Raw genomic sequence first — 12,022 nt, 5'->3', positions numbered from 1 at the left:
TATTGTATAATGCAAGGTATATCGAATTTAAGGGGTCAACAAAATGAAAACAAGTCTTGAAAACTTACTATCAATTGATAAACAGTATAAAGTAATTTTACAACGTTTAACTAAAAAAAATCAATTAACAATATCTGAGTGGCAGTTATTAAAGAAAATAAGTATTAAATTTAATACACAAGAAAAATTGGCCGTAGAAACGGATCTAGATATTTCAACGCTAAGTCGACAATTAAAACGCTTAGTTGAAAAAGAAATGCTTGATAAGCACAGTATTGGTGATGATAAACGCCAATTGATTTATACAATGACTGAAATCGGTGTTGAGTCGTCGAAAGCAGTCGATGAAGGTTTTACTGAACTTGAGGCAACTATTTTCGAAAAGTGGCCAGAAGATGAACAAAATTTATTAAGAATATTATTAAATCGCTTAGACAAAAGTCTAACGAGAACTGACGTTTAAACCGTCATAAAATGAGGTGTTTAATTAATGAAAATAGCAATTGTAACAGATAGTACAGCGTACCTATCTAAAGATCAGATTGAAGAGAACAATATTACTATAATTCCTATCCCAGTTATTATTGACAATAAAATTTATAATGAAGGCGTTGATATTACAACTGAAGGATTCTATGAAAAATTAAAGACATCTGAATCCTTCCCAAGTACCTCACAGCCTTCTGTTGGAGAAATGATTAACTTATATGATAAATTAGGTAGCGAAGGCTACGATATTATTTTAAGCATTCATTTAACAAATACAATTTCAGGATTTATTGATAATTTAAAAAATATAGCACCAACAATTGAGTCAACTCGAGTGATACCATATGATTCTGGTATAACAGTTATGTTAATGGGGTATTTAGCTTTGGAAGCTGCTAAAATGGCTAAGGAAGATGCCCCTATCGATGATATTATTGCTCGATTAGATGATTTGAAGACAACGTTAGGTGAATATTTCATTGTTGATGATTTGCAAAATCTCGTACGAGGCGGTCGTTTGTCTAATGCTTCAGCCTTTATTGGAAGTGTTCTTAAAATTAAGCCAATTTTAACATTTGATAGTGTTTCAAATAAAATTGTTGCATTTGAAAAAATTAGATCAACTAAGAAGGCAATTAAGCGTGTAGAAGATTTATTTGAAGAGCACCGAACATCTGTTGATTATCCTTTACGTGGCCTTATTATTCATGCAAATGATGAAACGTCAGCAATTAAGTGGCAGACTAAAATGAAGAAGAAATATCCTGATATGACATTTGATATCAGTTACTTTGGACCAGTCATTGGGACACATTTAGGTGAAAAAGCTTTAGCATTAGCTTGGATTAAAGATTTTGATCAAGCATAAAATCTATTAAAACTAACATCCGGTTAAATCGGGTGTTAGTTTTTTATTTATAATAATAGTTAAGACGTATTAGTGACTAGTTGATATTTATTGTGTCAGAGAAAATGTTTTTGATTTAATAGGTAAAGTTTAAAAGCATTAAAAGATTGGTAAATTAGGACTTATCATTTCAATACTACTCAACTTTAGTTAAAACACACAATTTAATGAAAGTTGAATAGCGCAATATCTTACTGGTTTTAAACAAGTCTATTTAAATTATCACTCGTTTTGTATTTGTATCTCGCTCATTTTATTTTATGTAAATATAATATGTAAATATAATTTGTTCATCATAAAATATATTTACAATTATTATTCTCCAATAAATTATATAATTAACACTAATATTTGTAGATACATATCAAGCATGACGACCATAATTTGCCAAATTATGGTATTAGCTATATAAGGATTACTTAAAATCTAAAGTATTAAATATATTAGTTATTTTGTGAATAAACACTAATTTTAAATAATATGTATCATACTGTTTGATATAAAAACATTTTGCGTTCAACTTTCATTAAAGTTGAATTGTAACTCTTTAATGTGTTATTCTCTACGTATTAAACTATCCGTTATAATGAGGTGTATTTTTGAGAAAAGAAAAATATTTAGAATTAATTGAGAATGAATTACAGTACCAACCTTGGTATGCGCAGGAATACTATCAATCTAAATCTACAATCCCCCTATCCAATGCAACGTTATATCAATATTTAACAGAGTTTAGACGTTTTTTTGATTGGTTACTGGCAGAAGGTATTGTTAACGAAAAATCAATTAAGACAATCGATATTAGTGTTTTAGAACATTTAAAAAAGGAAGATATGGAACTATATAAATCCTCCCTACTTTCTAGAAGTAAATCAAATAATGCAAATAGCAACACACAACTCTCTAGGAGCACTGTAAATCGTTCTCTAACAGCGATTTCTTCATTGTTCAGGTATCTTTCTGAAGAAACGGAAAAAGAAGATGGAGAGCCATATTTTTATCGTAATGTGATGAAAAAAATTACTGTCGTAAAAGATAACGAAACGTTTGCTACACGTGCAGCAAATATTAAAGATAAATTAATGCTTGGAACTGAAGATCGTGATTATATTAACTTTATTGATCAAAAATATGCCGATTTGTTAAAGCCTAAAGGTCTTTCCTTTTTCAAACGGGATAAAGATCGCGATATTGCTATTAACGCTTTAATGCTAGGTAGTGGTTTACGGGTTTCAGAAGTTGCAAATAGTGACCTACCTGATTTAAATTTAAAAACAAATAATATTACCGTCATTCGAAAAGGTGGCAAGAAGGATACTGTGCCAATTGCACCGTGGGTAATCCCCTATCTTGTTAAATATATTGAAGTGCGTACAATGAACTATAAAGTAGATAAAATGGAAAAAGCCCTATTTTGTTCATCATATCGTGGAATTGGAAAACGCATTGAGAGTGGTACAATTGAAAAATTGGTAGCCAAGTACTCATCTGCATTTAAAGTCCGTGTTACGCCGCATAAACTACGCCATACACTCGCTTCTAAATTGTACCTAGAGACGAAGAATGAACAACTTGTAGCAACACAATTGGGTCAGAGTTCGACAAGTGCAACTGCGTTATATACCCATATGATTGATGAAGAACAACGGAATGCTATTAATAAATTATAAAATAAAAACGATTAACTCGATATTGAGTTAATCGTTTTTATTTTATGACTTTCCTTCCCATTCAGATTTGAAATTCTCAAGGAAATCTAACATAATTTGATGTCTATTTTTAGCCATTCGTTTTCCTGGTTCAGTGTTCATTGTTTCTGTAAGTGTCAATAACTTTTCGTAGAAATGGTTAATGACCGTTTGATTCTCAATATTCCTGTATTCTTCTGGGGTCATATTTCTTCTTGGACCACGATGTGGATCATATATTTTACTGCCAACATGTCCACCGTAATAAAAAGTTCTAGCAATACCGACAGCACCAATTGCATCTAATCGATCAGCATCTTGAACAACTTTTGCTTCTTCGGACAAGTTAATAGTATTATCGTTCAATTGGTTTTTAAAAGAAATTGATTTAATAATTGTTAAAATATCATTAATTTGAACTTCATTTAAATCAATAGATGTTAAAAAATTTGTTAAATTAGTTACTTCTTCTTTAACATTATCGACTACTTTATCATCAATTACGTCATGTAAATAACTACTAAGAACAATTATTAAATAATTGATATTATGAATTTCTGAGGCAATCGTTTTTGAATTTGTAACGACTCGTTCAATATGAGCAAAGTCATGTCCAGAAGTATCTGACGCTAATTTATTTTGCGTATATATTTTAACTGCTTGAATTTGTTCTTCAGGTAGCATCCTAAATTCTCCTTAAAATAAAAAAGCTTAGAGATAAAGTCTAAACTTTTAAGATTTTTTATTAAGCTTCAAAAACAGCTTGTAATTGAGGAACAACTTGTTTTTTTCTTGAAACAACACCAGGTAATGACAATTTGTTATCAGAAAGTTTTGTGTTGAAGGCTTTTTCAACCATTTTTTTAGGTTCTCCAACAACTAATAGTTCTGAATCACTGTCTAGGATATTTGTAACTAATAGTAAGAATAAATCATAATTATTAGCTTTACTATCATCTTCAATAGCTGAAACTAGTGCAGCTTCACGGTTAAAAACTTCTTCTAAATCAACGGTATTAACTTGAGCAACACGTACTGTTTTACCAGCCATATCAAAAGATTTGGCATCTCCGTTAATCAATTCTGTTTCAGTTTTGCTAGATAAATTAGTTCCAGCTTTTAACATATCTAATCCGTATACATTGTAATCAGTATTACTAATTTTAGAAAGTGCTTTAGTTGCTTCAATATCAACTGGAGTCGTTGTAGGTGATTTGAATAACAATGTATCAGAAATAATAGCTGACATCATTAATCCTGCAATATTAGCAGGAATTTCAATATTGTTTTCATTAAACATTTTCCATAGGATGGTACTTGAACAACCGACAGCCTCTGCGCGGAAATTAAGAGGCATATTGGTTGTGAAATTAGCAATACGATGATGATCGACAACGTCTGTTACAACAAGATCAGCGATATCAGAAACACTTTGTTGAGATTCGTTATGATCAACTAACATAACTGATTCAACCTCATTTTTAGCTGTTTCAATAATTCTTGGTTCAGGTTCATTAAAGTAATCTAAAACAAATTTTGTTTCTTCACTTAATGTTCCTAAGGCAACGGCTTCAGTATCGAAACCTAATTTATTCTGTAGATATGAGAATGCTTTAGCAGCTACAACTGCGTCTGTATCAGGACTTTGATGTCCAAAAATTAATTGTTTAGTCATTATTATAATCTCCTTTTTATTTGTTAATTTCTTTGAGTCGAGTCATGTAATCTTTTTCTTCTAAAAATTCATCAAATGCATTTAAAAAATGTTCATTTCTTGGAATTTCATCTTTATCTTTTCTAAAGACAAATGATAAATCAAATTTTATTTCCGGATCAAAATGAGACGTCCAAAGATCTTTGCTTTCAGGATGAGCCGTTAAAAATGAAGTTGGTAATGCTGAATAAGCATGTGTTGCACGAGCAAATTTTAAAATTTGTGTGGGTGATGTAAATCTAGCAACACTCTTTGGTAAGTTCACTAATTGATTTTGATAAATCGTTTTAATTGTTTTATCAAGATAATAGTCACTTGGATAAGTGACCCAAACATTATCAATTGTTTCTTGAAGTCTAACTTTCTTTTTAGAAGATAACTTTTCATTATGATGTAAAAATAATAAATCTTCAGTAAAGATTTTCTTACTTTCGTATGGTTTCCAGTTTTTAATACTTTCATCTGGAAGATACATAATAGCTAAATCAATTTTATTATTCTCAAGTTCACTCCAAATTTCTTTACGCGTTAGTAAATGGAATGACACAATAATATCTGGATTATTTTTATAGTACTGGATAACAAAATCATCAAACACTTCGTCTTCGATTGAAGCCAATATTCCGATGGTAATTTCTCCTTGTGTTGCACTTGTCGATTGTTGAATTTCATTCGTTGCTTTATTTAATGTTTCATAGATTTGGTGTGTTGCATCTAGCATTGTATAGCCAGCATCAGATAGATGTAATTTTTTTCCAACAGAATAAAAAAGTGGTGCACCAACTGTTCTTTCCAATTTTTTAATTTGCTGTGTTAATGCAGGTTGTGTGATTCCTAATATTTGGGCTGCTTGCGTATAATTCATTATATCTGCAAGCTGTAAAAAATATGTTAACGTTTTTGATGAAAATATATTTTCTTGCTTTGTTTTCATATTAGCGTGATCTCCTCAGTTCTAGAAATTAATAGTCATATTAGTATAATAAGCGTAATAAAAAAAAAGAGCAAACAAATTTGCCTTTTTTTAACAATTTAATTATTAATTAATCTCATTTAAATTATTAGGTATTCCTAATTGTTCTGTATCAATAACAAATGAACCATTTGAATATCTATCAGATAGCGGATATGACATTGGTTCGATAATAAATTCATTGCCACTTTCAGTAAGGGCATTTAAATTCACATCTTTAGTAATGAGTTTCATGCCAACGACTCTATGAGGTTCCTTCTTAAGCTCTCTAAGAACAAGAACGCCACGTTTCGCCCTACTTGTCGAGCTCACTTCTGATACAGTCATACGCTTAAATGAACCGCGCTGTGTTAATAATCCAATCTGACTATGTTCAGTTACTAAACAAGTAGCGGCAACATAATCATCCTTCTTAAGATTCATCGCGATTACACCAGCTGCTTTAGATCCGACAACAGGAACTTCTTCGAGAGGATACTTCAATCCATACCCATCATGTGAAGCACTAAAAATGAATAACGAGTCATCCGTTTCTTTCAAGTATGAAATAAAGATAACATCATCGTTAGCTTCCTTCAATTTCATGAATTTACTTGCATGACCTTTATAAGTTCGTCCGGGTTGTAAGTCGGAAACCAATGTTTGTTTAATGAATCCATTTTTAGTTGCAAAAACAAATTTACCAGGGACATTCACTTTTTTGAAAGAAAATGCTTTAATTAAATATTCATCAGTATCTAATCCAATAGTTTGTGAAATATGTTCACCAGTATCTTTCCACTTTGCCTCAGTTATTTCATGAATTGGACGGTAAATCATATTTCCCTTATTTGTAAACATAAATAGATGATCTAATGTGTTAACAGATTCATTAAATACAATTTGATCTTCGTTTTTCAAACCATTCTCATTTACTCCTGAGGCGTTAAATGACCGTAATGAGCTACGTTTGAGATAACCATCACGGCTAACTAATACTTGAACATCTTCGGGAGTCACTAAAACTGCTGTTTCAATCTTAATGTCTTCAATATGTTCTTGAATTTCAGTTAGTCGAGGTGTGGCATATTCTTTAGATACTTGTTTAAGCTCTTTTTTCACAACATCAGATAACTTACTAGGATCTGCCAATATTGCTTTGTAATCAATAATTTTTGCAGCAAGCTCTGCATTTTCTTTTTCAAGTGCAGTCACATCTGTATTAGACAAGCGGTACAGTTGTAATGAAACAATTGCTTCAGCTTGTTTTTCTGTGAAATCGAACAGATCCATTAAGCTTAATTTAGCACTCTTTTTATCTTTACTTGCACGGATTGCTTTAATTACTTTATCTAAAATTGATAAAGCTTTAATTAACCCTTCAACGATATGTTGACGAGACTCAGCCTTTTTTAAATCAAATTCAGTTCTTTTTTTCGTAACACTTAATTGATACTCTAAATACGAAGATAAGAATTTTTTTAAGCCAACTAACTCAGGTCGTTGATGGTTAATTGCAACCATATTGAAATTATACGAAATTTGTAAATCAGTATTTTTAAATAAATAATTTAAAATACCTTGTGCATTGACGTTGCGTTTTAATTCAATTGCAATTTGTAGTCCTTCACGATCACTTTCATCTCGAACTTCAGCAATCCCATCAACTTTTTTTAATAAGCGAATTTCATCCATCTTTTTAACAAGAACAGCTTTATTCACTTCGTATGGAATTTCTGAAATAATAATTTGTGTTTTACCACCCTTTAGTTCTTGAATCTCAGTTCTAGAACGAACGACTACTTTACCACGCCCCGTTTTATAAGCACTCTGGATGCCGGATAATCCTTGTAAAATACCACCGGTTGGAAAATCGGGGCCCTTAACGAATGACATTAATTTATCTAAAGTCGCATTTGGATGTCCAATTAAATAAACAACGGCATCAACAACCTCGCTTAAATTATGAGGTGGAATTTCAGTTGCATATCCAGCTGAAATTCCCGTTGCGCCATTTACTAACAAATTAGGAAATCTTGCTGGTAAAACAGTTGGTTCATACTCCGTATCATCAAAATTCAATACGAAATCAACCGTTTCTTTTTCAATATCACGTAGCATTTCAGTCGCAATTTTACTTGTACGAGCTTCTGTGTAACGCATTGCGGCAGGGGAATCACCATCCATTGACCCATTATTTCCGTGCATTTCAATTAATGGTGTTCGTAATTTCCAGTTTTGACTCATACGGACCATAGCTTCGTAAATTGAGCTATCTCCATGAGGATGAAAATTACCCATAACATTTCCGACAGATTTAGCAGATTTTCTAAACCCTTTATCATATGTGTTACCATCTTGATTCATTGCGTATAAAATACGACGTTGAACAGGTTTTAGGCCATCACGTATATCAGGTAAAGCACGTTCTTGAATAATATATTTAGAATAACGACCAAATCGTTCACCCATAACATCTTCTAAGGTCAGCTCTTGAATTTTTGATGTATCTTTTTCTATAACCAAATTAATAATCCTCCTTCCTTAGTCAGTCGTTGTTTGATCTTCAAATAACGTTAAATCTTCTTCATTTTTTAAATCAGTAACTTGTTTACTTGATACCTTATCAAGGATACTACCGTCCTCTTCAAGTGAAAATTGAACATTTTCTTCAATCCAATTTCGACGAGGTTCTACCTTGTCGCCCATTAAGGTTGTCACTCTTTTTTCAGCAAGTGCAGGATCATCAATTCGGATTCTAACTAAAGTTCTTGTCATTGGATCCATAGTTGTTTCCCATAATTGATCTGCATTCATTTCACCCAGACCTTTAAATCGTTGTAGGCTGTAACCACGTCCAATTTTTGTTGTTGCTTTATCAAGCTCTTCATCGGTCCAAGCATAGATACTCTCTATTTTTTTACCCGTTCCTTTTTGAATTTTATATAAAGGTGGTAAAGCAATATAGATTTTCCCAGCATCAATTAGTGGACGCATATATTTATAGAAAAATGTCAATAATAAGGTTTGGATGTGCGCACCATCAGTATCAGCATCAGTCATGATAATAATTTTATCGTAGTTACTGTCTTCGAGCTTAAATTCAGCACCAACACCTGCGCCAACTGTATAAATCATTGTATTAATTTCTTCATTTTTTAAAATATCTTGTAATTTTGCCTTTTCAGTATTCAATACCTTACCACGTAAAGGTAGAATGGCTTGGAATTTGCGTTCACGACCTTGTTTAGCTGAACCACCGGCAGAATCACCTTCGACTAAAAACAACTCATTTTTCTTAGCGTTTTTCGATTGTGCAGGTGTTAATTTCCCAGATAATAAGCGATCATTTTTCTTTTTCTTTTTTCCATTTCTTGAATCATCACGAGCCTTACGAGCTGCCTCTCGAGCCTCTCTGGCTTTAATTGATTTTCTAACAAGTTCTTGTGCAAACTCACCATTTTCCATCAAATAAAACCCAAGTTTTTCACTCAGAACGCTATCGACGATAGATCTTGCTTCGGGTGTACCTAATTTACCCTTCGTTTGTCCTTCGAATTGCAATAACTCTTCAGGTATTCGCACTGAAATGACTCCTGAAAGGCCCTCTCGAACATCACTACCTTCTAAATTACGATCTTTATCTTTTAAAAGACCTAATTTTCTAGCATATTCGTTAAATGCTTTTGTCCAAGCAGACTTCATTCCGGCTTCATGTGTACCACCATCTTTTGTCCGAACGTTATTAACAAAGGACATTAAGTTTTCTGAGTAGCCATCATTATATTGTGCTGCAACTTCTACTTCAATTTTATCTTTAATGCCATCAAAATACATCACTTCGCCAAGTGTATCTTTGTCTTCGTTTAAATAAGCAACGAATTCTTTAATACCTTCTTCAAAATGGTAGATATCTTGTTTATCAGTTCTTTCATCTGTTAAAACAATTTTGACACCACGTAATAAAAAGGCAGACTCTTTTAATCTTTCAGCTAAAATATCATACTTATAAATTGTAGTTGAAAAAATACTTTCATCGGGTTTAAAAGTTACTGTTGTTCCATTTGCTCGTTTAGTTGCACCTAATTTTTTTAAAGTCCCAACTGGATGCCCACCATTTTTAAACTTTTCTTCATAACGAATACCATCACGAACGGTATCAACTGTTAATGATGAAGATAATGCGTTAACGACACTTGCGCCAACGCCATGTAGTCCACCAGACGTTTTATATCCGCCTTGGCCAAATTTTCCACCAGCATGTAAGACAGTGAAGATAACTTCAACAGTTGGTATTCCTGATGCATGCATACCAATAGGCATACCACGACCATAATCTACAACAGTAATACTGTTATCACTGTGGATTGTAACGTCGATTTGTGAACCATATCCTGACAAGGCTTCATCAACTGCGTTATCAACAATCTCGTAGACAAGATGATGTAATCCCTTGCCATCTGTCGACCCAATATACATACCAGGTCGTTTTCTAACTGCTTCTAGTCCTTCAAGAACTTGAATTGAATCATCATTGTATTTTGTTTTATTTTGATTAGTCATTCAGTTAAACGCCCCTTACTCTGTATTCCTACAGTAACGTTACTATAATAACCTATTCTTTTTTAAAAAGTAAAGAGAAATCCGAATAGACGTTCTATTTTATAAAAAATTTTGGTGTCTTCTTAAAAGAATGTTAAAATACTACTTATTGGATTTACTGGCTGAAAGGAGTGAATTATCATGGGTACAATCATATTAATGTTGATTATCGCTTATATTTTAGGATCAATTCCATCAGGGGTTTGGATTGGAAAATATTTTTATCAAAAGGATATCAGAAATTTTGGTAGTGGTAATGTTGGTACAACTAATACTTATCGAGTTCTTGGACCAAAAGCAGGGACTGTTGTCTTAGTGATGGATATATCAAAAGGAATTGTAGCTGCAAGCCTCCCTTATATGTTTGGGGTCGCATCAACCGTTAGTCCTTTACTAATTGGTGTAGGTGCAGTAGCTGGACATACATTCTCAATATTTACTGGATTTAAAGGTGGTAAGGCAGTTGCTACTGGTGCGGGTATTTTATTACCGTATAATCCGCTATTTTTTCTTATTGCTTGTACCATGTTTATTTCTTTAATACTTTTAACGAGTATGGTAAGTGTTGCAAGTGTCATTGGATTTATTGGTATTACGATAACAGCGATATTATTTCAAGATTGGTTATTAACTAGTATTGCAGGTATTTTGACTATATTTGTTATTTATAAACATAGAGACAACATAAAACGTATTTTAAATGGTACTGAGAGTATGGTACCTTTTGGTCTTGGATTATATTTACGAAATAAAAAAAATCGATGATTATTTCATCGATTTTTTTTAAAATACTGTGATTTCATACGAACCTTCGAACGATTTATTTTTTTCTAACGTATAAATATTACTTTTATCTGATAAATTACCAGTAGATTTAATATTATCAGCTACTCCCCACCATGGTTCAATACAAACAAATGGTGAATTTTCAGGATATTTCGACCAGATACCAACGTAATCTGCACCATTTAATGTCACGGAAACACCATGATCATCTTCAGGTGTTGAAAGTAAGACAGTCGTTTCTAGTTGTTTCAATTCGTAAATTAAGGCATCATTTTTGAATGTTTCGCGAGATAACTTAATAGGTTCGTTGAACTTAACTGATTTTGCATTTTCGATATCGCTAAAAGGTCCAACTAGTGGAATTTGACGTCTTTCAACATTTGGTGCCACTTCAATTTGATAATTTTCTAGATTTAAATAAGCATTTTTAAGTGGTACGTTAAATGCTGGGTGTCCTCCGATAGAAAATAACAAAGGATTTTCATCGGGGTTATAAACATCGTAAATTACTTTTATTTGATGATTATTTAAAATGTAATGTAATCTCAATCTAAAATTAAACGGATACTTTGAGATTGTTTCTGGGGATGAACCTAATTCCAGAACAACTGATGTTTTACTTTTAGAAGCCGCTGTAAAAAGCATGTCACGGGCAAAGCCATGTTGACCCATTTTATATGTTTTATGATCATACGCATATTCATCATTTTTTAACCGCCCAACAAATGGAAACAATACCGGAGCATGTCTACCCCAGTATTGTTTATCTGCTTGCCAAATATATTCAATAGATGTGTCATTTCCGGTAATACTGATTAATTCAGCACCTTGTTCAGCAATTTTGACTGTGATGAAATCATTTTTAAGTTCAACTGTCATTTTAG

10 protein-coding genes are annotated in these 12,022 nt (G+C 32.3%); 4 read left to right on the top strand and 6 right to left on the bottom strand.

Annotated features, from left to right (window positions below; genetic code table 11):
- Positions 1-43: 43 nt before the first annotated feature.
- From ACE83Q_RS02385 to xerS, 3 genes are all read left to right on the top strand, one after another.
- A complete protein-coding gene (locus ACE83Q_RS02385; protein ID WP_409022542.1) occupies positions 44-463 on the top strand; it encodes a MarR family winged helix-turn-helix transcriptional regulator in 420 nt (139 codons plus the stop codon).
- A gap of 27 nt (positions 464-490) precedes the next feature.
- Entirely contained in the window at positions 491-1,357 is an 867-nt protein-coding gene (locus ACE83Q_RS02380; RefSeq protein ID WP_409022541.1) for a DegV family protein, read from the top strand.
- 638 nt (positions 1,358-1,995) lie between these two features.
- Positions 1,996-3,066: a tyrosine recombinase XerS gene (gene xerS / locus ACE83Q_RS02375; protein WP_409022540.1), complete on the top strand. Its 1,071-nt coding sequence runs from the start codon at positions 1,996-1,998 to the stop codon at positions 3,064-3,066.
- A gap of 42 nt (positions 3,067-3,108) precedes the next feature.
- Here the strand turns inward: xerS and ACE83Q_RS02370 are convergent, their stop codons facing one another.
- From ACE83Q_RS02370 to parE, 5 genes are all read right to left on the bottom strand, one after another.
- The gene (locus ACE83Q_RS02370; protein WP_409022539.1) at positions 3,109-3,768 is read right to left on the bottom strand and encodes an HD domain-containing protein; all 660 of its coding nucleotides are present in this window, start codon (positions 3,766-3,768) and stop codon (positions 3,109-3,111) included.
- Positions 3,769-3,829: 61 nt separating this feature from the next.
- Positions 3,830-4,759 (bottom strand): manganese-dependent inorganic pyrophosphatase, encoded by a 930-nt coding sequence (locus ACE83Q_RS02365; protein WP_409022538.1) that lies wholly within the window; start codon positions 4,757-4,759, stop codon positions 3,830-3,832.
- 16 nt (positions 4,760-4,775) lie between these two features.
- Positions 4,776-5,732 (bottom strand): LysR family transcriptional regulator, encoded by a 957-nt coding sequence (locus ACE83Q_RS02360; RefSeq protein ID WP_409022537.1) that lies wholly within the window; start codon positions 5,730-5,732, stop codon positions 4,776-4,778.
- Between the two features lie 105 nt (positions 5,733-5,837).
- Complete coding sequence (gene parC / locus ACE83Q_RS02355; RefSeq protein WP_409022792.1) at positions 5,838-8,270, bottom strand: DNA topoisomerase IV subunit A; 2,433 nt, start codon at positions 8,268-8,270, stop codon at positions 5,838-5,840.
- 24 nt (positions 8,271-8,294) lie between these two features.
- Complete coding sequence (gene parE, locus ACE83Q_RS02350; protein ID WP_409022536.1) at positions 8,295-10,313, bottom strand: DNA topoisomerase IV subunit B; 2,019 nt, start codon at positions 10,311-10,313, stop codon at positions 8,295-8,297.
- Between the two features lie 180 nt (positions 10,314-10,493).
- Here parE and plsY point away from each other — a divergent pair, with 180 nt between their 5' ends.
- Entirely contained in the window at positions 10,494-11,117 is a 624-nt protein-coding gene (gene plsY, locus ACE83Q_RS02345) for a glycerol-3-phosphate 1-O-acyltransferase PlsY (RefSeq protein ID WP_409022535.1), read from the top strand.
- 18 nt (positions 11,118-11,135) lie between these two features.
- On the opposite strand, the gene ACE83Q_RS02340 is transcribed toward plsY, so the two are convergent.
- On the bottom strand, positions 11,136-12,017 hold the full coding sequence (locus ACE83Q_RS02340; protein WP_409022534.1) for an aldose 1-epimerase family protein: 882 nt from the start codon (positions 12,015-12,017) through the stop codon (positions 11,136-11,138).
- Between the last annotated feature and the right edge of the window lie 5 nt (positions 12,018-12,022).

The organism is Dellaglioa kimchii (genome assembly GCF_046115505.1).
In the GTDB taxonomy this organism is placed as follows: domain Bacteria; phylum Bacillota; class Bacilli; order Lactobacillales; family Lactobacillaceae; genus Dellaglioa; species Dellaglioa kimchii.
The sequence above is the reverse complement of the archived record's forward strand: the minus strand, read 5'-3'. Positions and strand labels throughout refer to the sequence as shown.

Excerpts from the sequence above, each read along its gene's own strand:
- plsY (WP_409022535.1), top strand. The coding sequence starts at position 10,494 with ATGGGTACAATCATATTAATGTTGATTATCGCTTATATTTTAGGATCA.
- ACE83Q_RS02360 (WP_409022537.1), bottom strand. The coding sequence starts at position 5,732 with ATGAAAACAAAGCAAGAAAATATATTTTCATCAAAAACGTTAACATAT.
- ACE83Q_RS02365 (WP_409022538.1), bottom strand. The coding sequence starts at position 4,759 with ATGACTAAACAATTAATTTTTGGACATCAAAGTCCTGATACAGACGCA.
- parE (WP_409022536.1), bottom strand. The coding sequence starts at position 10,313 with ATGACTAATCAAAATAAAACAAAATACAATGATGATTCAATTCAAGTT.
- ACE83Q_RS02370 (WP_409022539.1), bottom strand. The coding sequence starts at position 3,768 with ATGCTACCTGAAGAACAAATTCAAGCAGTTAAAATATATACGCAAAAT.
- ACE83Q_RS02385 (WP_409022542.1), top strand. The coding sequence starts at position 44 with ATGAAAACAAGTCTTGAAAACTTACTATCAATTGATAAACAGTATAAA.
- ACE83Q_RS02380 (WP_409022541.1), top strand. The coding sequence starts at position 491 with ATGAAAATAGCAATTGTAACAGATAGTACAGCGTACCTATCTAAAGAT.
- ACE83Q_RS02340 (WP_409022534.1), bottom strand. The coding sequence starts at position 12,017 with ATGACAGTTGAACTTAAAAATGATTTCATCACAGTCAAAATTGCTGAA.